Annotated in this window: 21 protein-coding genes and 1 pseudogene; 18 read left to right on the top strand and 4 right to left on the bottom strand. The window is 69.9% G+C overall.

Going from position 1 to position 22,383, the window contains the following annotated elements; translation table 11 throughout:
* The first annotated feature begins 106 nt into the window (after nt 1-106).
* From AB0H21_RS10300 to AB0H21_RS10260, 9 genes are all read left to right on the top strand, one after another.
* Complete coding sequence (locus tag AB0H21_RS10300; protein WP_358514166.1) at nt 107-1,234, top strand: histidine kinase; 1,128 nt, start codon at nt 107-109, stop codon at nt 1,232-1,234.
* On the top strand, nt 1,231-1,893 hold the full coding sequence (locus AB0H21_RS10295) for a response regulator transcription factor (RefSeq protein ID WP_358514164.1): 663 nt from the start codon (nt 1,231-1,233) through the stop codon (nt 1,891-1,893). Before AB0H21_RS10300 ends, AB0H21_RS10295 begins: the two co-directional genes overlap by 4 nt.
* Before the next feature lie 465 nt (nt 1,894-2,358).
* On the top strand, nt 2,359-2,718 hold the full coding sequence (locus AB0H21_RS10290; protein WP_358514162.1) for a hypothetical protein: 360 nt from the start codon (nt 2,359-2,361) through the stop codon (nt 2,716-2,718).
* 45 nt (nt 2,719-2,763) lie between these two features.
* Nucleotides 2,764-3,123, top strand: a complete 360-nt coding sequence (locus AB0H21_RS10285; RefSeq protein WP_358514160.1) for a rhodanese-like domain-containing protein — start codon at nt 2,764-2,766, stop codon at nt 3,121-3,123.
* Nucleotides 3,120-3,581 (top strand): MerR family transcriptional regulator, encoded by a 462-nt coding sequence (locus AB0H21_RS10280; protein WP_358514158.1) that lies wholly within the window; start codon nt 3,120-3,122, stop codon nt 3,579-3,581. The genes AB0H21_RS10285 and AB0H21_RS10280 overlap by 4 nt, the downstream gene beginning before the upstream one ends.
* A 3-nt stretch (nt 3,582-3,584) precedes the next feature.
* Entirely contained in the window at nt 3,585-3,935 is a 351-nt protein-coding gene (locus tag AB0H21_RS10275; protein ID WP_358514156.1) for a hypothetical protein, read from the top strand.
* A 179-nt stretch (nt 3,936-4,114) separates the two neighbouring features.
* Nucleotides 4,115-4,477 carry a hypothetical protein gene (locus AB0H21_RS10270; protein ID WP_358514154.1) on the top strand — a complete coding sequence of 121 codons (363 nt, stop codon included), beginning with the start codon at nt 4,115-4,117 and terminating at the stop codon, nt 4,475-4,477.
* Between the two features lie 105 nt (nt 4,478-4,582).
* Nucleotides 4,583-5,638, top strand: coding sequence for a PLP-dependent cysteine synthase family protein (locus tag AB0H21_RS10265; RefSeq protein WP_358514246.1), 1,056 nt, complete (start codon nt 4,583-4,585; stop codon nt 5,636-5,638).
* Complete coding sequence (locus AB0H21_RS10260) at nt 5,614-6,924, top strand: MFS transporter (RefSeq protein ID WP_358514152.1); 1,311 nt, start codon at nt 5,614-5,616, stop codon at nt 6,922-6,924. Before AB0H21_RS10265 ends, AB0H21_RS10260 begins: the two co-directional genes overlap by 25 nt.
* A gap of 109 nt (nt 6,925-7,033) precedes the next feature.
* Here the strand turns inward: AB0H21_RS10260 and AB0H21_RS10255 are convergent.
* Nucleotides 7,034-7,987 (bottom strand): annotated as a pseudogene (locus tag AB0H21_RS10255) (aminotransferase class V-fold PLP-dependent enzyme); the annotation flags it as partial.
* Nucleotides 7,988-8,426: 439 nt separating this feature from the next.
* Nucleotides 8,427-10,037, bottom strand: a complete 1,611-nt coding sequence (locus AB0H21_RS10250) for a nucleoside hydrolase-like domain-containing protein (RefSeq protein WP_358514150.1) — start codon at nt 10,035-10,037, stop codon at nt 8,427-8,429.
* A gap of 479 nt (nt 10,038-10,516) precedes the next feature.
* Here AB0H21_RS10250 and AB0H21_RS10245 point away from each other — a divergent pair, with 479 nt between their 5' ends.
* The 9 genes from AB0H21_RS10245 to AB0H21_RS10205 all read left to right on the top strand — a co-directional run bounded on the left by AB0H21_RS10245 (nt 10,517) and on the right by AB0H21_RS10205 (nt 20,434).
* Nucleotides 10,517-11,548 carry a TIM barrel protein gene (locus AB0H21_RS10245; protein WP_358514148.1) on the top strand — a complete coding sequence of 344 codons (1,032 nt, stop codon included), beginning with the start codon at nt 10,517-10,519 and terminating at the stop codon, nt 11,546-11,548.
* The gene (locus tag AB0H21_RS10240; RefSeq protein ID WP_358514146.1) at nt 11,545-12,453 is read left to right on the top strand and encodes a transketolase; all 909 of its coding nucleotides are present in this window, start codon (nt 11,545-11,547) and stop codon (nt 12,451-12,453) included. Before AB0H21_RS10245 ends, AB0H21_RS10240 begins: the two co-directional genes overlap by 4 nt.
* Nucleotides 12,450-13,403 carry a transketolase C-terminal domain-containing protein gene (locus AB0H21_RS10235; protein WP_358514144.1) on the top strand — a complete coding sequence of 318 codons (954 nt, stop codon included), beginning with the start codon at nt 12,450-12,452 and terminating at the stop codon, nt 13,401-13,403. Before AB0H21_RS10240 ends, AB0H21_RS10235 begins: the two co-directional genes overlap by 4 nt.
* A complete protein-coding gene (locus AB0H21_RS10230; protein ID WP_358514142.1) occupies nt 13,403-14,872 on the top strand; it encodes an FGGY family carbohydrate kinase in 1,470 nt (489 codons plus the stop codon). The genes AB0H21_RS10235 and AB0H21_RS10230 overlap by 1 nt, the downstream gene beginning before the upstream one ends.
* Nucleotides 14,869-15,543, top strand: a complete 675-nt coding sequence (locus AB0H21_RS10225; RefSeq protein WP_358514140.1) for a DUF2291 domain-containing protein — start codon at nt 14,869-14,871, stop codon at nt 15,541-15,543. Before AB0H21_RS10230 ends, AB0H21_RS10225 begins: the two co-directional genes overlap by 4 nt.
* Nucleotides 15,540-17,102, top strand: coding sequence for a sugar ABC transporter ATP-binding protein (locus AB0H21_RS10220; RefSeq protein WP_358514138.1), 1,563 nt, complete (start codon nt 15,540-15,542; stop codon nt 17,100-17,102). Before AB0H21_RS10225 ends, AB0H21_RS10220 begins: the two co-directional genes overlap by 4 nt.
* Nucleotides 17,103-17,104: 2 nt before the next feature.
* Nucleotides 17,105-18,259, top strand: a complete 1,155-nt coding sequence (locus AB0H21_RS10215) for an ABC transporter permease (protein WP_358514136.1) — start codon at nt 17,105-17,107, stop codon at nt 18,257-18,259.
* Between the two features lie 95 nt (nt 18,260-18,354).
* A complete protein-coding gene (locus AB0H21_RS10210) occupies nt 18,355-19,347 on the top strand; it encodes a D-ribose ABC transporter substrate-binding protein (protein ID WP_358514134.1) in 993 nt (330 codons plus the stop codon).
* A gap of 121 nt (nt 19,348-19,468) precedes the next feature.
* Nucleotides 19,469-20,434 carry a sugar-binding domain-containing protein gene (locus AB0H21_RS10205; RefSeq protein ID WP_358514132.1) on the top strand — a complete coding sequence of 322 codons (966 nt, stop codon included), beginning with the start codon at nt 19,469-19,471 and terminating at the stop codon, nt 20,432-20,434.
* A gap of 94 nt (nt 20,435-20,528) precedes the next feature.
* On the opposite strand, the gene AB0H21_RS10200 is transcribed toward AB0H21_RS10205, so the two are convergent.
* Both AB0H21_RS10200 and AB0H21_RS10195 read right to left on the bottom strand, forming a co-directional pair.
* On the bottom strand, nt 20,529-21,887 hold the full coding sequence (locus tag AB0H21_RS10200) for an NAD(P)/FAD-dependent oxidoreductase (protein WP_358514130.1): 1,359 nt from the start codon (nt 21,885-21,887) through the stop codon (nt 20,529-20,531).
* Between the two features lie 43 nt (nt 21,888-21,930).
* Entirely contained in the window at nt 21,931-22,380 is a 450-nt protein-coding gene (locus AB0H21_RS10195; RefSeq protein WP_358514128.1) for an ATP-binding protein, read from the bottom strand.
* Nucleotides 22,381-22,383 lie beyond the last annotated feature (3 nt).

The raw sequence follows: 22,383 nt of genomic DNA, 5'->3' as shown, positions 1-22,383 counted from the left end.
GCTGCCGCAGACGCCGCAGGAGCCGCGAAGATACCGCGTGTGCGGTAGGCGGCTGATCGTCCGTGCGCATGAGTCGTCCACGCGAACATCCGGCTATGGTGCGCGCATGAGCACAGGACGGTCCGGTGTCCGGGCGGGTGCCGGAGACTGGGCGATCGCCGTCGGCGTGGCGGCGACGCTGCTGGTCACCGGACTGTCCAGGCATCACTCCGCCACGTACGCCGACCTGCTCGGCTACACGCTCCTGACGGCCGGCGGCCTCGGGCTGGCCGCGCGCCGCCGGGCTCCGGTTCCCGTCCTGGTCCTCACCGGGCTGTGCGCGGTGGGCTACCAGGCGGCCGGTTTCGACGTGCCTGCCGTCGCGTACCTGTTCGCCGTGTACGCGGCCGTACGGGCGGGACACCGCACCATCACGGTGGTGGCGAGCGTGACCATGCTGGCCCTTCTCCCCCTCGCGGCGCTAGCCTCAGGTCTCCACGACACAGGCGAGGCGTTCGCGCAGGCCAGAGGCGCCCTGGAGCTGGCCTGGCTGATCGCGGCCGGTGCGGCGGGTGAAGCACTGCGGCAGGCCGAGCGGCGGGCGGATGAGGCCGAGCGCACCCGGGAGGAAACCGCGCGACGCCGCGCCGACGAGGAGCGGCTGCACATAGCGCGGGAACTGCACGATTCGCTCACCCACCAGATCTCCGTCATCAAGGTGCAGGCCGAAGTCGCCGTCCACCTGGCCCAAAAGCGGGGTGAACAGGTGCCGGAGGCCCTGCTGGCGATCCGGGAGGCCGGTCGGGAGGCGGCACGGGAACTGCGAGCGACCCTGGAGGTGCTGCGCGACGACGGCAAGAGCCCGCCTCATGGGCTCGACCACGTCCCGGAGCTGGTGGAACGCGCTCGGACGACCGGCCTGGACGCGAAGCTGACGATCGAGGGACACCGAAACGACGTGCCGCCCACGGTGGACCAGACTGCTTATCGGATCATTCAGGAGTCGCTGACCAACGTCGCCCGTCACGCCGCCGCCGCGACGGCGTCGGTCCGGATCGACTACCGTCCCCACGCCCTGGTCATACGGGTCGATGACGACGGCAAGGCCACTCCGGACACCGTGCCGGTGCCCGGCGTCGGGCTGCTCGGGATGCGTGAACGAGTCACCGCCCTCGGCGGTCGCCTGCGGGCGGCACCGCGCAGCGAGGGCGGCTTCACCGTCCAGGCCGAACTACCCGTGAATCGAACCACATGATCCGTGTCCTGCTGGTCGACGACCAGCCGCTCATCCGCAGCGGATTCCGCGCGCTCCTCGACGTCGAGGACGACATCGAGGTGGTGGCCGAGGCCGCCAACGGGAAGGAATGCCTGGCCCTCGCCAGGGAACACTTGCCCGACATCGCGCTCATCGACATCCAGATGCCGGTCATCGACGGCATCGAGGCGACCCGGCGCATCGCCGCAGACCCGACCCTGGCCGGCGTGCATGTGGTCATCCTGACCAACTACGGTTTCGACGAATACGTCTTCAACGCGCTGCGCGCCGGCGCCGCCGGATTCCTCGTCAAGGACATCGTGCCGGAAGACTTCCTGCATGCCGTACGCGTCGCCGCGCGCGGCGACGCCCTGCTCGCGCCGTCGATCACCCGCCGGCTGATCGACCGGTACATCACCCAGCCGCTCAACACCGGCATCGGCACAGGGCTGAAGGAACTGACCAACCGCGAACGCGAAGCCGTCGCCCTCGTCGCGCAGGGCCTGTCCAACGACCAGATCGCCGACCGCATGGTGATCAGCTCGCTGACCGCGAAAACCCACATCAACCGAGCCATGGCCAAGCTGCACGCTCGCGACCGTGCCCAACTCGTGGTTCTCGCCTACGAATCCGGCCTGGTGGTCCCGCGCGACTCCTGACATCCACGGTCCGCATGCCGGCCTGCCCGCCGTGCCGAATCGACCGGCACGGTGGTGCCACATCCCCACGACAGGGGCGACGATGCAACGCGCTAGTCACCACTTATCGGTACGTATCACCACGAAATCAGTAGGCGGGTGATAAAGGCGTTGTAGATGTCATTGATACCGCCGTGAGACGACGGGGCGTTCCAGATGGTCCGGACGGCTTTGACCCGCCGGCCGAATAACTCCGCCGGCCCCCGGTCACGGGTGTGGGCGGCGGCGCTGTGGCCGAGGCCGCCGCACTCCCCCCATGCGCTCGGCCAGCACGATGCCCTCCTCCTCACAAGTCCCTGCCCCAGCAGGCACCCAGCCGTGGCAGCCCACCGAAAGCCACTGATGGGTTACGGCCGGGCCGGCTGACGCAGGCCTGGCGTCAGGGGCTTGCATCCGGTACCCGGGTACAGGCTTACCGTCGGAGCCATGACACACATCATCGGCCCTGACCAGGTGTGGGCGCCCTCGGCATGTACGCTGCCCACGGCCGAACGGCCGCTGCGGGTGGCCGAGTTCGACGCCTTGTTCGCCGAGACGGTCCAGACGGTGCGGCGCGAGGAGCGGGAGCGGCTGCACCTGGAGCTCGTCTTCGGGCCGGAGCACGCGGCGCGGGCGGCCGAGCTGGCGGCGCGGGAGAACGGCTGCTGCTCGTTCTTCACCTTCACCCTCACCATCGCCGACGGCAGCCTGACGCTGGACGTGGCCGTCCCTCCGGAGCAGATCGAGGTACTGGATGCGCTGCAGGCCCGCGCCGGCGCCGCCATCGCTCCGGCTGCGCCGGCCTGAGTGGCCACGGCCGACGACCAGACGCTCGCACGAAGGAGGACTGTGATGCACCCCGTCACCCGCGAGGAACTGCTCGCGGCACGCGAAGCCGGGCCGGTGCAACTGGTGGAGGCCCTTGCGGCCGACGCCTACACGGCCGAGCACATCTCTGGCGCCCGCAACGTGCCCGGCCGGCTCACCGCCGAACCGGCCGAGGCGGTGGCGCCCGACCGCGCCACCGCCGTGGTGGTCTACTGCTCAGGCCCGTACCGCAACCGCTCGACGATCACTGCTGCGGCGTTCGTCCGGCTCGGCTACGCCGACGTGCGCATCTACGCAGGCGGCAAGCAGGACCGTGCCCAGGCCGGGCTCGCGTTCGCCGGCAGCCGCGCAAGCGCGCCCGCCGGGGTGGGGCGGGCGGCGTGACACAGGACATCGTGCTGCATGATTCGGGCCGGCCCTACCTGCGCAGCGGGCAGGTGGCCGAGCAGGCCGGGGTCAACATCCAGACCCTGCGCTACTACGAACGCCGTGGCCTGATCGCCGAACCGGCCCGCAGTCCCGGCGGGCACCGCGCCTACCCGCCCGAGACCGTCACCCTGCTGACGGTGATCAAAACCGCCCAGCGGCTCGGTTTCAGCCTGGAGGAGGTGGCCGAGCTGATCGACACCGGCCGGCGCCGCCATCCCACCCCGGACCTGCGCGCCCGCGCCCAGGCCAAGATCGCCGAAGTGGACGCGCGTATCGCCGACCTGACCACCATCCGCACCGCGCTGACCCAGGTGGTCGCCGCCGGCTGCGACAGCCTGACGAACTGCACCTGCCCCGACTGCCCGCTGCCGTTCGCCGACCTGGCCGAAGGCCGCACCCTCAAGGAGAGATGACCTGTGAGAGCCCACCGTCAGCACCGCACACCGGGCGCGGACTCAACGACGGGCCCGCTGCCGGGCCGCGCCTCTGACGACGTCGGCGGCCCGCCACGGCGGAGCAAGGTCGTCGCGACGCTCGCGGTGCTGGCGTGCGCCGCCTGCTGCGCCCTGCCGGTACTGATCGGCGCCGGACTGCTCACCGGAGCCGGCGCGGCGCTGGCCGAGCAGGTCCTGCCGGCCATGGCCGGGCTGCTGGTCGCCGCCGCCGCGGGCATGTGGTGGCTGCACCGCCGCAAGACCGCCCGCGCCGCCCGCGGCAGCATCGGTGCGGCGTGCGACCCGTCCGGCTGCGGGTGCGGAGGCTGCTGACCCCGGCAGAGCTCCTGACCACCACCCGGCACGGCCCGATCGGCCCCGCCCTGCCGGGGACCGGCGGAGGATCCACCTGTGGCGCCGCATCCGGGCGCGGCGATTACCCGCACATTGTCAGCGTTAGGTGGTGATGCTGCTACCAATAGTGACTGACCATGGATGTCGGGGAATGGTGCATGCGGAAACCACGCTGGGCGGCGTGGTTCGCCGTGCTGGTCGGCGTGGTCACCGTCGCGCACCTGTGGACGCACGCGACCGCGCCTCATCACCGGCCTTTCGAGGTGGGCGCCCTGGTGGTGGACTCCTGCCCCGACCGCCCCGCGCATGACCATCATGACCAGTCCGCCCACCCCGAAGCCTTCACCGTGCCGGGGTGGGACTGCACGATCACGGCGCAGCCGCCGATGACGCCGGTCGTCCCGAGTCTCTACAGCGTGCCGGTGTCCGTCGCTCCCCCGGACAGCCCGAGCCGTGCACCGCCCCGCTGCCACCGCGGCCGCGCCACGCTGACCCACACGCTTGAGATCCGCCGTCGCTGATGAGCGGCGAGCCGCCGTCCGTATCGGACGACCGGGCTCGCTCGCCCGTGCCGATAGATCAGCGACCCCGGCGCACCACCGTGCCGGAGAAAGCGTGTGTCATCAATGTCCGTCGCCTCTACCGTCGTCGCGTCTCCCACCATCGCCCATCTGGTGGGGAACACACCCGTCCACAGGATCTCCGTGCCCTTCACGCCCGCTGAGCGGGGCTTCTGGGCCAAGCTCGAAGGGGCCAATCCAGGCGGCATCAAGGACCGTGCCGCGCTGCACATCATCGAACGCGCGCGAATGCGCGGCGAGCTCACCCCGGGCGCGATGATCGTCGAGTCCACGTCCGGAACGTTCGGCCTGGGATTGGCGCTGGCCGCGATCACGCACGGGCATCCGCTGACCGTGGTGTCCGATCCGGGCATGGAGGCCATCGTCGAACGCCTGCTCACGGCCTACGGCGCTCGCGTCGAGACCGTCACCGCCCCGCATCCGGACGGCGGATGGCAGCGCGCCCGGCTGGACCGCGTCCGCGAACTACTGTCCGTCCACCCCGGCGCCTACTGTCCCAGCCAATACGACAATCCGGACAACGTCGATGCCTACGCCGCACTGGCCGGTGAGCTGATCAACCAGATCGGCCGGATCGACGTCCTGGTGTGCAGCGTGGGGACGGGGGGACATTCCGCGGGCATAGCCAAGGTTCTTCGCCGTCTGTATCCGGACATGAGGCTGATCGGCGTCGACTCGATCGGGTCCACCGTCTTCGGGCAGCCCGCGCGCCCCAGGCTCATGCGCGGCCTGGGCAGCAGCATCCATCCACGCAATGTCGCCCACCGCTGGTTCGACGAGGTGCATTGGGTGGCACCGCACGAGGCCGTATGGGCGAGCCGCACCCTGGCCGCCACGCACTACACGACCGGAGGGTGGAGCGTGGGCGCCGTCACCGTCGTCGCGGCCTGGTACGCCCGCACCCTGGCGGTCGGCACCCGCGTCGTGGCGGTGTTCCCGGACGGCCCCGCCCGCTATTACACCTCCGTCTTCGACGACGCGTACTGCGCCGCCCACGACCTGCTCGACCGGCCTCCGGGCGATGAGCCGGACGAGATCGAACATCCCGGCGAGGCCGAAGTGACCCACTGGACCCGGTGCACGCGGGTGGTGAGCCGCTGATGTGGCGGCGCATCGCGTCCTTCGACCGCGGCGTCCGGCTGCTCATGCTCAACCAGTTCACCATCAACGTCGGCTTCTACATGCTCATGCCCTACCTCGCCGGGCACCTGTCGGCGGGGCTGGGCATGGCTGCCTGGACGGTCGCGCTGGTGCTGGGGATGCGCAACCTCTGCCAGCAGGGCCTGTTCCTGCTCGGCGGCACCCTGGCGGACCGACTCGGCTACAAGCCGGTCATCGTCGCCGGATGCCTGTTGCGCACGGCCGGGTTCGCCATGCTGGGACTGTCCGGTTCTCTGCCGGCGCTTCTGGTGGCCTCGGCCGCCACCGGGTTCGCCGGCGCGCTGTTCAACCCGGCGGTGCGCGCCTACCTCGCCCATGAGGCAGGGACGCGAAGGGTGGAGGCCTTCGCGCTGTTCAACGTGTTCTACCAGGCGGGCATCCTGGCCGGGCCCCTCGTCGGGCTCGCCCTGGTCACGCTCGACTTCCGGCTGGTCTGCCTGGTCGCAGCGATCCTGTTCGCCCTGCTCACCGTCATGCAGATTCGCGCCCTGCCCCACTGCGCCGCCACAACCGGCGGCTCCGCCACCGGCACGTCCACCGGCGTTCTGGCGGAGTGGAAGGTGATGCTGGGCAAGCGGCCCTTCGTGCTCTTCTGCGCGGCGATGGCGGGGTCGTACGTCCTGTCGTTCCAGATCTACCTGCTGCTGCCGCTGACCGCGGGCGGCAGCGGCGCGGCCGGCCTCCTGTTCGTGCTGTCCGCGGCCGTCGCCATCGCCGGCCAGATGCGGATCACGGACTGGGCGCGCCGGCGCTGGCACAACTCCGCCGCCATCACGCGGGGCCTGCTGCTGATGGGTGCGGCGTTCCTGCCGCCTGGCCTGTGCGTCACGGTCTGGCCGCACTCCACAGCGGCACGCCTGGCCGCGGTACTCGCCTGCACGATCGTGCTGACGCTCGGCACGACGCTGAGCTATCCGTTCGAGATGGACACCATCCTCGCCCTGTCTCACGGGCGGATGGTCGCCACGCACTACGGGCTGTACAACACCGTCGCCGGCGTCGGGATCGCGGCCGGCAACGTGCTGATCGGCGTGCTCGTCGACAGCGGATCCCCGGCGCTGCCCTGGCTCGCCCTCGCGGCCCTCGGCGCTATGTGTGCTCTGGCCGTCCATCTGCTTCACCGGCACGCACGACGCGGCGTCCACGGCCGCCCCCGGCGTTCCCATGCCGGGCGGCGACATCGCGAAGCGCTCTCGCGAACAGGTCCACTTGGTCCCGGGAGGTGAACAACGCGGGCGTGACCCGCACGCAGGCGCCTCCCAGGGCACCTCCGCGCTGGACGGTGAACAGCCGGTACCGATCGAACAGGTGCTTGACGATGGCCTGGTTGTCGGCCTCGGAGGTGTACCCGGTGATCCGGAACGCGGTGATCGCACCGTACATGCCCGGCTCGTCGGGGGTCAGGATCTCCATGTTCGGCAGATCGCGTACCTGGTGCACCCACCGGTCACGCAGGAAGCGCAGCCGTGCCTCCTTGATCGCGGCGCCGAGGGCGTCGTGGAAGTCCAACGCGGTGGGGACCGTCAGGACGGCCGCCGCGTCGAGCGTGCCGCTGTGGACGCGTGAGCGGATGTCGTCCGCAGGATAGGTCTGGTCGGCGTAGGCATGATCGACATCGGCGAGGCGATGCCGCCGGATGTACAGGAACCCGGTGCCCAGCGGTGCCCCCATCCACTTGTGCAGGGAGAATCCGGCGAAGTCGGCCCCGAGGTCGCCCACGGCGAAGTCCAGGTGACCCCAGGAGTGGGTGGCGTCGACGATCACGTCCACCCGATGCGCACGGGCCACGGCCACCAGTTCGGTGACCGGCAGGACCAGACCGGTGCGGTTGTTCATGTGGCTGAGCAGCAGCAGCCTCACCCGGGGGTGGTCGCGCAGCGCCTCGGCGTACGCGGCCATCGCCCTCTCGCGCGTCACGGGCTCGGGAATCGCGATCCGCACCACCTCGGCGCCCCGGCGTTCGCGGAGCCAGTTCATCGCGTACTGCATGCCGGGATAGTCGAGGTCCGCGTACATGACCGCGTCCCCGGGGCGCAGCCGGCGATATCCGGCGATGAGCGCCTGCAACGCCTCGGTTCCACCACGGGTCAGGGCGATCTCGTCGGGCGACACCTTCGCCACGGCGGCGACCCGCCCGCGCACCTGGTCCGCCTGCGCCTTGTAGGTGGTGCGCAGGAGATAGGAGTTCTCCTCGTTCAGCCGGTCGACGTTCCGGTGATACGCGCGGCGCACCGGCTCCGGCATGATCCCGTAATAGCCGCTCTCCAGATTGACGAACTCCCGGCTCACGCGATAGCACCGTGCGGCGGCACGCCAGAATCGCTCGTCTTCCGCCAGCCGCTCCGGGTCGGCTCCGGCGGGGACGGGCGGCGGCTCGGCCACCGCCTCCCGCGTGCGCCCTCCGAGCCCTGTGACACCCAGCGACAGGCCCAGCGCTCCGAACCGTGCGCCGATCTCCCGCCTCGACGGCTTCACCGGCGCCGTCCACCGCGCATACACCACATGAGCGCCATTCCCCGGGCGGAGACGCCACGCTGATCTTCGCGGGCAAAGAGATCATCAGGGCTGCGTACGGGTTCATCGACACGCTCAAGCGGGCCGGCTCGGCGCTGCGAGCGGATGACGGCGCACGGCCGGGCTCGATGAGGGGATGTCGCGGCTGCGCGATCACCCGGGGCTCATCGAACCCGGCCGGCGAGTGCTATCGGCGTTCGGGCCGAGGTGGGTTTCAGCCCTTCACGGTGAGCACCACACGCTGGTACGACGTGAGCGCAGGCGAGCCGTTGTCGGTCGTCTGCAGGATCAGGTGGATCGTCTGGCCGGGCAGCGCGTCCTCGGGCACCTGCAAACGCACGCTGTTCAGCTGTCGCCCTGCCGACTTCTGGGTGAGCGCCACGGTGCCGGGGTAGGTGTCAGCGTCGGTGTACTGCCACCACGTGCTGGTCAGCTGGTCGCCGTCCGGGTCATCGGTCAGCCCGTTGATGACCACCGACTGGCCGCGCGAAACGGTCCGGTCCAGCGGCCCGGCCACCTTGACGGTCGGTTCGTGGTTCGCCTTGGAGTACTTCGGCGTGACGCTCCATTTGAACCTGGCGGCGAAGTCCTGCTGGGCCGCGCCGAACCAACGGCTCGCGGCGTATGACGTGGACGGCGTGCCGGAGGCGTTGACATCCGCCCCGTTGCGCCCGCCCCAGCCGCCGTAGCTCGCGTCGACGTAACCACGCAGACCGTTGTCGAGCAGGTTCATGTAGATCGAGGTGTCACCCTCGGAGATCCATGATCCCTTCTCCTGCGGCGCCGTCCACACCACATAGCCCATCGCCTTGAGCTGCTCGGTGGTCAGCCCGGAGAAGCCGAAGAAGTCGAAGATGTCGCCGGGGACCATCTGCTTCCCATCGCCCCAGACCCGGTAGAACTCACCGAACGGCCCGACGCCGGACACGTTGGCCTTCGTCCACTCGGCGGACAGGTACTTGGCGTCCTGCGGGAGCACCGCACCCCGGGCGCCATAGCCCCAGATGCTGGTGGACATCTGCCGGAACTCCAGGTCCGGCCAGTTGGGCTTGATGTAACTGGCGTAGGTGCCGTCCTGGTCGCCGAAGGACTGGATGATCCCCTTCTGCGACACCTTCTTGTAGATGGCGGCCCACTGTGGCGTGTTCTGATACTGATCCTTGATCGACTTCAGCGCCCGGGCGATCGTGCTCTGACCCGCGCCGGTGAGCAGATAGACGGGGCCGGGCCGATCGTCGAGCAGCGACCGCTTGACCAGCTCGGATCCGGGGGTGTCCTTGGAGATGTCGCCGTCGAACTCGATGTTGCCGGTGAAGATCTTCGACTTCAACTCCTGCGGGGACGGGTATCCGCCGGCGTGCACCCGCAGGTTGGGGTAGACCTTCGCGTAGATGTCCACCGCGTCATCGATGAAGCGCTCGCCCTGCTTCCACCGCCATGACGTGCACGGGCACAGGTTCAGTCCGAACCGGGTGTACTCGCGCCCCGGCACGAACCATTTGGTGCCCTTTCCGTCGCCGGCCCAGTGCACACCACTGCTCGAGTAGACCAGGCCCTCGGTGTTGAACTCGTTGCTGTACAGCAGGTAGCGGATGAGCGTGTTCTGGTCGTCCAACTCCGGGTCGTGCATGAGGATGACGCGCGGCTTGTCACCGTGCCCGTTGTCGCCTCGGGGCTCGACGCCGAGCGGAGGATCCAGCGGCGTCGCCGATGCGGAGGCGGCGCCGCCCATCGAGACCATGGTTCCCACGAGCGCGATCAAGGTGACGAGACGCCGCCCTCGTCGCCGGGGGCGTCTGGCGGTTGTCTGGGGTGTTGCGTGCATGAACCCTCCTTGGTGGCCCGAGTTCACCCGCACGATCAGGGGGATGTCTCCGCGAAACGGGGGGTGAATGTTTATGCGGGCCCGACTTGAGATGAACCATTAACCAGCCGGAAACAAATGTCAAGGGTTTGGAGATCGGTGGATCGTACCCGGATGTCGGCTTCGCCCTGTCGCATCCCGTCGATCCGGCAACGGGCGGCCCCCACATCGAGCCGTCGCCCGGTCACACCCGCAGACCCCGGGGATCGCTCCGAATCACCCCTCCGACCAGGCATACTCCGCCCCCCCGACCCGCACCGCCCGGCACGGCCCGCGCAGGCGAGGTCTGGTTCATCACTGTTCGCGATCAACGCGAGGGAACACCCAAGCCCAGGCTCATGACAACGGACCTCACCGGGCACGCAGGGTGACGATGAAGCCCTGCGATGGCATCCCTCGGATCCTTGACACTCGCTTTAATCCTCCCGTAACTTGCACGCATGTCTGATCGTGATCGCATAAACATTCAAGGTGAGGGTGAGCCGGTCTTCGGGGCCGGCATCTGGCACTTCGCGACGTACGTCGACCGGTACGCGACCGACGGGTACGGCGAGCCGCGGACGGTGCTGGATGCCATCGAGCTCGCCGGAGCGGTCGGGGATCTGTCGGTCGTCGACCTCAACTGGCCTTTCCCTCCCGGTGGGATAGGTACCGCCGAGGTGAAGGACGCGCTCGACGCGCAGGGCCTGCGCGCCATCGCCGTCACGCCGGAGATCTACACCGGCAAGTTCGCCAAGGGCGGGTTCACCAACCCTGACCCCGCCGTTCGCCAGGACGCCATCGACCTGGTGGCGGCCTCGGCCGAGGTCGGACGCGAGCTCGGGATCGATTACGTGAAGTTGTGGCCCGGTCAGGATGGTCATGACTATCCCTTCCAGGCCGACTACACCGACCTGTGGGACAAGTCGGTCGGCGCCGTTCGGGAGCTGGCGCGGGCGTTCCCCGACCTGAAGTTCGCGATCGAGTACAAGCCGCGTGAGCCGCGCAACCGGATGGTCTTCTCCTCCGTCGCACGCACGCTGCTCGCGATCGAGGACATGGGGGTGGACAACGTCGGCGTTCTGCTCGACTTCGGCCATTCCCTGTACGGCGGAGAGACACCGGCAGAGGCGGCACGGATGGCGATCGCCCGGAACAAGCTGTTCGCGATCGACGTCAATGACAACTTCCGGGGCTGGGACGACGACATGGTCGTCGGTTCGGTACACCTGCTGGAGACCTTCGAGTTCTTCTTCGCCCTGCGCGACGCGGGCTGGCAGGGCGTCTGGCAGCTCGACCAGTTCCCGTTCCGTGAGGACTCCGTCGAGGCGGCACGCGCGGGAATCCGCACCATGCGTGCCTTCCACCACGCGCTCGGCCACCTCGACCGCGAGGAACTCGCCGAGGCGCAGGCCGCGCAGGACGCCCTCGGCGCCCAGCGCATCGCGAAGCGAGCCCTCTACCGGGCGCTTGCGGAAAGCGAGTCCGCATGACCGCCCTGGAAGTCGCGCCCCGGCCGCTCCAGCTCGACGAGGACGCCGCCGCGGTGTACGTCGAGAAGAGCGCTCGCCTTCGTGCCGCCTCTCCCGCGCAGGCGGCTCCGGAGCTGGCCGAAATCTCCACCCGGATCCGGCGTGACGTTCTCACCACCATCCAGGCGGCTCAGATGGGACACGTCGGCGGTGACCTGTCGGTGACCGACCTGCTCGTGACCGCCATGTGGGGCACCCTCAAGCTCGACCCGCACGCTCCGGCCAACCCGCTGCGCGACCGGTTCGTGCTGAGCAAGGGGCACTGCGCGGCGGCCCTGTACTCGACGCTCGCGTCCTGCGGGTTCTTCCCGCAGGGACGGCTGACGGAGTTCATGGCGCCGCTGTCGCCGTTGAACGGCCACCCGGACCGGGTGAAGGTGCCCGGGGTGGAGACCAACACCGGCCCGCTGGGGCACGGTTTCCCGGTCGCCACGGGCTGCGCGCTCGGCGCCAAGCTCCGCGGCGAGACCTGGCGCACCATCGTCGTGCTGGGTGACGGGGAGATGCAGGAAGGCAGCAACTGGGAGGCGGCGATGACGGCCGCCCACTACCAGCTGGCCAACCTGACGGCCGTCGTCGACCGCAACCGGCTGCAGCAGGGCGCCCGTACCGAGGACACCAAGTCGCTGGAGCCGCTGGACGCCAAGTGGGCGAGCTTCGGCTGGGAGGTCCGGGTCATCGACGGCCACGACCACGAGGCCATCAAGCAGGCGTTCGCGCCGTCGTCGACGGGCCGGCCCGTCGCCGTCGTCGCCAACACCGTCAAGGGGAAGGGCGTGTCGTTCATGGAAGACCGGGTCGAGTGGCACCACAAGGTGCCCACCGACGAGCAGGTCCGCCTCGCGCTCGAGGAGCTGAGCCGATGACCGCCGTGGCCGAGAAGACCCCCACCTTCGACTGCCGGGCCGACTTCGCCGACGAGCTCGCCATCCTGGCCCGCGCCGACGAACGGATCGTGGCGGTGTGCAACGACTCCGTCGGGTCGAGCAACCTGGTCAAGTTCCGTGAAGAGTTCCCCGACCGGCTCATCAACGTCGGCATCGCCGAACAGGACCTCGTCGGCGTCTCGGCGGGGTTGGCCAACGCGGGCTTCATCCCCTTCGTGTCCGCCGCCGCGCCGTTCCTCACCGCACGCGCCATGGAGCAGATCAAGGCGGATGTCGCCTACAGCGGCCGGCACGTGGTCCTGTGCGGACAGAGCCCGGGCATGGCCTACGGCGAGCTCGGCCCCACCCATCACTCCATCGAGGACCTGTCCTGGATGCGGGCCGTTCCCCGGCTGCAGATCGTCGTCCCCGCCGACCCGCTGGAGACGCGAAGCGCGGTCCGCTGGGCCGTCGAAAGCGGCCGTCCTTCATATATACGTATCCCTCGTTTCAAGGTGCCGGCGGTCACTCCCGCGAACACGCCGTTCGAGACGGGCCGGGCGACCCGGCTCGTCGACGGCGCCGACGTGACCCTGATCGCGATCGGGACGATGGTCTCCCGAGCTCTCGAAGCCGCGGCGTCGCTGCGCGAACAGGGTCTGGCGGCACGGGTGGTCAACATGACGTTCGTCGAACCGCTGGACGTGGCGGAGGTCCTCGCCGCGGCCCAGGACACCCGAGCGATCATCACGGTGGAGGAGGGACTGGTCTCCGGGGGCCTCGGGGCCGCGGTCGCCAGGGTCGTCGCGGAGAACCGGCCCGTCCCGGTCCGCATGCTGGGCGTGCCCACGTTCGCGCCGACGGGAAGCACGTCCTTCCTGCTCGACCATTTCGGTCTCAACGCCGCGGGCATCGCCGCGGCCGCCCGTGAGGCCCTGGGACGAGTCTGATGGAATCGCTCGTCCTCGCCATCGACCAGGGCACCAGTTCCACCAAGGCCCTGCTGGTCAACGCCGCCGGAGAGCTCGTCGCGCGTGCGAGCGTGCCGGTGTCCCAGAGCCATCCGGCGCCCGGACTGGCGGAGCAGGACGCCGGGGAGTTGCTCGGCAGCGTCCGCGACGCGGTCGCCGCCTGTCTGCGCGGCTTCGACGCCCGGGCCGTGGCGGGGATCGGGCTGAGCACCCAGCGTGAGTCGGTGGTGTTGTGGGACGCGGTGACGGGCAGACCGGTCGCGCCGCTGATCAGCTGGCAGGATCAGCGAGGCGCGGTCCGGGCGGCCGAGCTCATCGACAAGGGGTACGGGGACCTGGTCCGGCGCCGGACCGGGCTCCCGCTCGACCCGATGTTCTCGGCGCTGAAGATGGCGGCCTTGCTCGACCGCCATGACCCGTCACGCGAACGCAGCGAACGCGGCGAACTGCGGCTCGGCACCGTCGACGCGTGGCTGCTCACGTCGCTCACCGGCAGCTTCGTCACCGAGATCGGCAACGCCTCCCGGACCCAGCTCCTGGACCTCGAAACCGGGGACTGGGACGAGGAACTGCTGGAGATCTTCGGTGTTCCCCGCGCGGCGCTGGGCCGCGTGGTGCCCTCGACCGGGCCCTTCGGCGAGACCGGTGATCTCGCCCCGCTCCCGGCGGGGGTGCCGGTGCTGGCGGTGCTGGGAGACTCGCACGCCGCGTTGTTCGCGCACGCGGGCTGGAGACCGGGCGTGGTCAAGGCGACCTACGGCACCGGGTCATCGGTGATGACCGTCGCCGGGACGCGCGGTCCGGCGGGCGCCGTGTGCGACACGATCGCCTGGTCCACCGGGCGGCCGACCTTCGCCTGCGAGGCCAACATCCGCTCCAGCGGGCGAACGCTGACCTGGCTCGCCGAACTGCTGGGCATCTCCATGGACGTGCTCGTCGACCTGGCGGCGGGAGCGGACGCCGGTGACGTCACACTCGTACCCGCCTTCGGTGGTCTCGGCGCCCCGTGGTGGGACTCCCGGGCGGTGCCGGTCCTGGCCGGCTTCGGCTTCGGCACCGGGCGGGCACAGCTCGCCCGCGCCGCGCTGGAATCGGTGGCGCATCAGGTCGACGACGTGCTGGCGGGCATGCCCGATGCCGATCGGGTCTTCGCCGACGGCGGCCTGACCCGTAGCGGTGCGCTGATGCAGCTGCAGGCCGACCTCAGCGTGGTCGAGGTGGCCCGTACCCGGCACCACGAACTGTCGGCCGCCGGTGTCGCCGACCTCGCCGGTCTGGGCCTGGGGCTCTGGACCACCGGCGACCTGGAACAGCGGGCCGACAGCGGCCTGGAGGTCTTCACTCCGGCCTGGAGCGACGAGCGGCGCGGCACCGCCGTCGCGCGGTGGCATGCGGTTCTGAGGACCGCCCGCGACCTCGGCGCGCACGCGATTGAGAGGATGTCATGACGACAGCGCAGGAACCGCGATCCGGCTGGAACACTCCGGACCGCCACGGCCGGCTCACTCTCGGCCGCGGCAGCCTGATCGCGCTCGCGCTCCTGGTCGTCGCGATGCTGGCCGGCACGACCTACCGCTCCGACAGCGCCCCGCGAGCCGAGGAGACCGGAAAGTTCGACCCGGCCGGCTACGGCGCGCAGACCTACGAGCCGAAGGTCGTGCCGGCGATCCGGCAGAAGGCCGTCGACATCGTGACGCTGCACAAGGCGATCGCGGCCGGCGCCGACGCGGCCGGCGAGCAGTACGGCAACCGCGAGGGCACAGGACCCTACAGCTACGCGGTCACCTTGACCGGAACCGCCGGCGCGGCCGAGAGCGGCCTCCTCCCGGTGACGGTGCCCGGGGTCGGCAAGACCCGCGTTTCTGTGCAGATCGGTCCGGCCATCAACGGCACGGCCCTGCGGGACGCCGTCGGATTCATCAAGTTCGGCCAGTTCACCAACCAGGTCGACTACGCCGACGCGGGCACCGCCCTGAACGACCAGGTGAAGTCCAAGGTCCTGGCGTCCCTCGACGTCGCCTCGCTCAAGGATAAGAAGATCACGGTCGTGGGAGCGATGACCCCGCTGACCGCCGACGTGCTCACGATCACGCCGATCTCCATCGAGGCCGTGTCATGACCACCACGACACCTCGCCCCGGCATCACCACGGCTCCGGTCGCGCCCGTCCTGCGGGCCGTCGACGTCACCAAGGTGTACGGCGGAACGCAGGCGCTCAAGGGCGTCTCCCTCGACATCGCTCCGGGACGCGTGACGGTGCTGTTCGGCGAGAACGGCGCGGGAAAGTCGACGCTGATGAAGATCCTCAGCGCGGTGGAATCGCCCACGACCGGGTACGTCGAGCTGGACGGGCAGGTGGTCGAGTTCGGCAGTGCGCGGGACGCGGCCGACCGCGGCATCTCGATCATCCACCAGGAACTCAGCCTGTGCCCGAACCTGAGCATCCAGGACAACCTGTTCCTGGGACGCGAACGCACCCGCGGCGGCGTCCTCGTCGACGGCTCCACCGAGCGCGCGCTGGCCACGACCGTGCTCCGGCGCCTGGACGAGGCTCTCGACCCTGATCAGCCGGTCGGGGAGTTGCGGCTGGGCCAGCAGCAACTGGTCGAGATCGCCCGCGCGTTGCTGCAGAAGGCCCGGATCCTGATCATGGACGAGCCGACCTCCGCGCTCAGCGCGCCGGAGGTGGAGACCCTCTTCCAGGTCATCCGCGAACTGACCGGCCAGGGTGTGGCGATCGTCTACATCTCCCACCATCTCGAAGAGGCGCTCGACATCGCCGATGACGTCGCCGTGCTCCGCGACGGCTCCATGGTCGCGGCCGCCGCGGCGGCTGACGTCGACCTCGCCTGGGTCGTGCGGAAGATGGTCGGACGGGAGCAGGACGAGCTCTTCCCCGTCCGCGATCCCCACCTCGGGCCGGTCGTCTTCGAGACGATCGAGCTGTCCGTCGCCGATGCCGCCAACCCCGACCGTCTCGCCGTCGACGGCGTCTCGCTGAGTGTCCGCGCCGGTGAGACGGTCGGCATCTACGGACTCATGGGCAGCGGCCGTACCGAACTGCTGGAATGCCTGGCCGGTCGGCTGCACGCCGACTCCGGGCAGGTGCTCATGCACGGCGGCACGCTCACCGGCAACGTCCGCCAACGGATCCGGGCCGGACTGGCCCTGGTCCCCGAGGACCGCCAGCGCGACGGCCTGGTCCAGACCATGAGCGTCGGCCAGAACCTCTCCCTGGCCGCCCTGACCATGTTCGTCCGGCGCCTCTTCGTGAACCGAAGCCGGGAACGCGCCGCGGTCGAGTCGATGATCTCGGATGTCACCGTCAAGACCGCCGGCCCCGACGCCCCGATCGGCTCGCTCAGCGGCGGCAACCAGCAGAAGGTCGTCATCGGCAAGGCGCTGATGACAGGCCCGCGCGTGCTGTTGCTCGACGAGCCGTCCCGGGGAGTCGACGTCGCCGCCAAGGCCGACGTCTTCAAGCTGATGGCCGAGCAGGCCGAACGCGGCCTGGCCGTCCTGTTCACCACATCCGAGACCGAAGAGGCGCTGCGCATTCCCGACCGGCTGCTCGTTATGGTCCGCGGCCGCCTGGTCGCCGACCTGCGCGCGGGTGAGATCACCCGAGACCGGCTGATGAGCCTGGCCGACGGCGCCGACACCACCGAAGAGGCGTGACCATGACCGACACCCTGACCCACGACCACGCGACCGTCCTGGAGCAGCGCCGTCAGGCGGCCGCGGAGGCCCGTCGGCTCAAGACGCTCAACTCGATCTTCGAACTGCGGGCGTTCATCGCGCTCGGCGTCCTGATCATCGTTTTCAGCCTCCTGTCCGACTCGTTCCTCACCGTCGACAACCTCATCACCATGACCAAGCACGTGGCCATCAACGGCATCCTCGCGCTCGGCATGCTGCTGGTCATCCTCAAGGGCGGCATCGACCTGTCCGTGGGCTCCATCGTGGGCCTGTCGGGCGTGGTCGCCGGAGAACTCCTCAAAGGCGTGCACCTGAGCCTCTTCGGCGTCATCGCCTACCCGCCGGTGTGGGCCGTGGTCATCTTGTGCATCGCCGTCGGCGCCGTGGTCGGCACGGTCAACGGAATCCTGGTCACAAGGCTGAACGTCGCGCCGTTCATCGCCACCCTCGGCATGTTGTACGTCGCGCGCGGAGCCGCCCTCCTGATCTCCGGAGGCACCACCTACCCCAACCTGGCGGGACAGCCCAGCACGCACAACACGGGCTTCGACTGGATCGGCGGTGGCCGCCCCCTCGGTCTCCCGGTCGCCATCTGGATCATGGTCATCCTGGTGGCCGTCGTGGCCGTCCTGCTCCGCTCTACGCCGTTCGGCCGCTGGCTCTACGCCACCGGCGGCAACGAGCGGGCGACCGAACTCACGGGTGTGCCCGTCAAGCGGGTCAAGACGATCGTCTACATGATCTCGGGCGCCTGCGCCGCGATGTCCGGCATCATCATCGCCTCCGAACTCACCTCCGCCGCCCCCCAGGCCGGAGACAGCTTCGAACTCAACGCCATCGCGGCCGTCGTCATCGGCGGCGCCGCCCTGTCCGGCGGACGCGGCAACGTACGCGGCACGCTCGTCGGCGCCTTTGTGATCGGCTTCCTCGCCGACGGCCTCGTCATCCTCGGCGTCTCGACGTTCTGGCAGATCTTCATCAAGGGCACCGTCATCATCGTCGCGGTCATCCTCGACCAGAGCCAGCAGCGTTTCCAGCGCCGCGGAGCCGCGGCGTCGGCCGTCGCCGTCGCCACCACGAACGAGCCGACCGACCTCGGCGCGACCAAGGTCAGGCCCGAAGACACGGCTCCCTGACCATCACTTTCACCCACCAACCGGCGCGATTCGGTGTCCGGCTCTCCACGATTCCCATCCATCGTCGATGCCGACGTGCCCAACAGGAGGTAGTCATGTCCCACCCCAGCCGCCGTCTGGTCGTCCAGGCCGCCGCGGCCCTGACCGCGGGCCTGCTGACGCTCACCGCGTGCGGATCGTCCGACAAGCCGGAGGGTGCGGGGGCCTCCAGCGCCACCGCTCCCAAGAGCAACCTGATCGCGATCATAACCCCGTCGCCCGACAACCCGTTCTTCAAGGCGGAGGCCGACGCCGCCAAGGCCAAGGCCGAGGGCCTCGGCTACCAGACCTCGGTCGCCTCGCACGACGACGACCCCAACAAGCAGAGCGAACTGATCGACGCCGCCATCTCCCGCAAGGCCGCGGCGATCATCCTCGACAACGCGGGCGCCGACGCCTCGATCGGCCCCGTCCAGAAGGCCGCCGACGCCGGGATCCCGGTCTTCCTGATCGACCGGGAGATCAACAAGACCGGCATCGCCAAGGCCCAGATCGTGTCGAACAACGCCCAGGGAGCCCAGCTCGCCGCCCAGGAGTTCGTCAAGGCGATGAAGGAGCAGGGCAACTACGTCGAGCTCACCGGCAAGGAGTCCGACACCAACGCCGGCGTCCGCTCCAAGGGATTCGCCGACGTCATCTCCCAGTACCCCGGCATGAAGCGCGTGGCGCAGCAGACCGCGAACTGGGACCAGCAGGAGGCCTTCAGCAAGATGGAGACCATCCTCCAGCGCAACCCCGACATCCAGGGCGTCATCGCCGGCAACGACACCATGGCCCTCGGCGCGGTGGCGGCGCTGAAGGCCGCCAAGAAGACCGACGTGGTCGTCGTCGGCTTCGACGGCAGCCCGGACGCCATCGCGCAGATCAAGGCCGGAGCCATGCTCGCCACGGCGCTGCAGCCGGCCGCGCTCGGCGCGGAGACCGCGGTCGAACAGGCCGACAAGTTCGTCAAGACCGGCTCGACCGGGGCGCAGGAGAAGCAGTCGATCGACTGCGAGCTCATCACCAAGGAGAACGCCGACCAGTACGGTGTCTTCGCCAAGCTCTGAGCCGCCGACCGCCAGGGGCGCAGCACAGCGCCTCGCCCCTGGCCTTCGCAACGTTTACCATGCAGACCGGATCATCCGGCCGGCGCGCCCGCCTGAACGAGAGGGAACAGGACACCACGTGGTGATCGCTTCGACTCCCAGCCCCGACCACCTGCGACTGCTGGTCAAGGTGGCGCGCATGTACCACGAGCGCGGGCTACGTCAACCCGAGATCGCCGCCCTGCTCAACATGTCCCAGCCGCGCGTGTCCCGCCTCCTCAAGGAAGCCGCCGACCGCAACGTCGTCCGCACCGTGGTCGTCTCCCCCGACGGCGTGCACTCCGAACTCGAAGACGCCCTCGTGCAGCAGTACGGGCTTCGCGACGCCGTCGTCGTCGACGCCGAAGGCGCCGGAACCGACGTCATTCCCGCACTCGCCGCCGCGACCGCCACCTACCTCGACGCCACCCTCAAGGGCGGCGACACCATCGGGATCTCCTCCTGGAGCGCCACGCTCCTGGAATCGGTCAACGTCATGCGCGCCAAGGCCACCCCCGTCGCGGAAGAGGTCGTCCAGATCGTCGGCGGATCGGGAAGCCCAGAGGTCCAACTGCACGCGACCCGCCTCACCAGCCGCCTCGCCGAACTCACCGGCGCACGACCGGTCTTCGCGCCCTCGGCCGCACTCGTCGGCAGCCGCGAACTCCGCGACCTGCTGTCCAAGGAGCCCACCGTCGCCCAGGTCATGCAGACCTGGTCACGCCTCACCCTCGCACTCGTCGGCATCGGCACCCTCGAGCCCTCCCCGCTGCTCCGCCGCTCCGGCAACGCGATCACCCTCGAAGACCAGCGCCAGCTCCAGGAGCTCGGAGCGGTCGGCGACGTCTGCACCCGCTACTTCGACGCTGAGGGACGAGCCGTCGAAGCCGATTTCGACGACCGCATCATCGGCATAACCCCGGACCAGCTCCGTGCCGTGGATCGCCGCATCGGCGTCGCCGGAGGCGCCTCCAAACTCGCCGCGATCCGCGGCGCGGCCCGCGGCGGCTGGATCAACATCCTCATCACCGACGTCGACGTCGCCCGGGCCCTCCTGAACCGCGGCTGACCGAGAAGGGCCGGCACGTCCGGATCCAGGCGCGCGGCGGTCGCCTGTTCCCGCACGGTTCACGACCTGCACACGGCGCCGGTGAGGAGGTTCCTCAGCCGGTGCGGATCCCCGGCCGGGCCAGGACGCGCTCGGCGGCCTCCTGGCGGGCCGTGCGCGCCGCGTACTCGAACTCCTGCCGCGGGTCCTGCATGGCGCCGAGCGGGACGATCTCCCGCCGGAAGAAGAACCCCATGACCCAGTCGGCGAGGACGCGCGACTTCTTGTCCAGGGTCGGCACCTTCGACAGGTGGTAGACGCGGTGCAGCAGCCAGGCGGGGTACCCGCGCAGCTCGTGCCCATGGACGTTGGCGACCCCCCGGTACAGCCCGAGGCTCGCCACCGAGCCCGTGTCGCGGTGCGCGTACGGCCGGCGGCACCCGCCGCGCAGGGTGGCGACGAGGTTGTCGGCCAGCCGGGCGGCCTGCCGTACGGCGTGCTGGGCGTTGGGCGGGGTGGTCTCCCCCGGCCGGGTGAGGTCGGGGACGGCGGCGCAGTCGCCGGCGGCGAAGGCGAACCGGGTGCCCTCGACGGTGAGGAAGGGGTCGACCTTGACCCGGCCCTTCTCGTCCAGCGGCAGGTCCCCGCTCGCGCACAGCGGGTGGGGTTTGACGCCTGCCGTCCACACGAGGGTGCCGGCGTCGAACTCGTCGCCGTCGCTGAGGATGATGTGGTGGTCGACGGCCGACTCGAGCCTGGTCCCCAGGCGCACCTCGATACCCCGCCGGCGCAGCTGCTGGGCGGTCCACCGGGCCATCTCGGGGCCGACCTCGGGCAGGATGCGGCCGGTGGCCTCGACCAGCGTCCAGCGCATGTCCCGCCGCGCGACGCCGGGGAAGTAGCGGCAGGCGTCGGCCGCCATGTCCTCCAGCTCGGCCAGGGCCTCCACGCCGGCGTAGCCACCGCCCACGAACAGGAAGGTGAGCGCCCGCCGCCGTACCCGCTCGTCGGTGGTCGAGACGGCCAGGTCGAGCTGGGCGAGGACGCGGTTGCGCAGGTGGATGGCCTCTTCCAGGGTCTTGAAGCCGATGCCGCACTGGGCGAGGCCCGGGATGGGCAGGGTGCGGGAGATCGAGCCGGGCGCGAACACGAGGTAGTCGTACTCCAGGTGCCGCGCGGGCCCGGCGGCGGGCTGGAACCGGGCGGTTCGCGACCCGAGGTGCACGTTCTCGACGCGGCCGCTGAGGACCTCGCAGCTCGGCAGCACGCGGCGCAGGGAGACGACGACGTGCCGGGGTTCGATGTTCCCCGCGGCCGCCTCCGGCAGGAAGGGCTGGTAGGTCATGTACGAGTCGAGGTCGGCGACGGTGACGCGGGCCTCGCCGCGGCGCAGGCGGCGCTGGAGCCGCAGGGCGGCGAACATGCCGACGTGGCCGCCGCCCACGACGAGTATGCGTGGAGTTCGCTGCCACATGCTTCTTGACGTACCCCGCCAGAGCGCAGCGCAGTGTGATTTGTCAGATTTGAAAGCGCATTGTCAGACTTGTCCCATTCAACCCCGTGCGGAGGACCAACTCCTTGGCGAGCCTTCGCGCCACCCACAGGCCCATGCCGCTCGTGGAGTAGTCGTGCGGCGCGATCATGCCGGGCTGGTCCTCGATGATCCAGTGCCCGTTGTCGTGGACGGCGATCAACAGGTCGCCACCTTCGCGCCACACGCGCAGCCGTGCCTTGGCCGAGCCGTGTGTGACGGCGTTGGTGGCGGCCTCGTTGACGGCGACGAGGTAATCGCCGATGTCCTCCTCCGCCATGCCCGCCCCGCGGGCCTGGAGCGCCGCGAAGTCCCGCACCTCGGGCAGGTCGGCGACGCAGAAGGTCAGCTCCCGGACGGTCACGCCCCCCGGGAGCGACGACCCCCCGCTCCCGTCCGCGCAGAAACGGGGAGGAGGGATATCGTCCTCGTTCACCCG

The organism is Sphaerisporangium sp. NPDC051011, from assembly GCF_040653595.1.
Classification (GTDB): domain Bacteria; phylum Actinomycetota; class Actinomycetes; order Streptosporangiales; family Streptosporangiaceae; genus Sphaerisporangium.
Note: the sequence above shows the minus strand (reverse complement) of the source record. Positions and strands in the feature narration are given on the sequence as shown.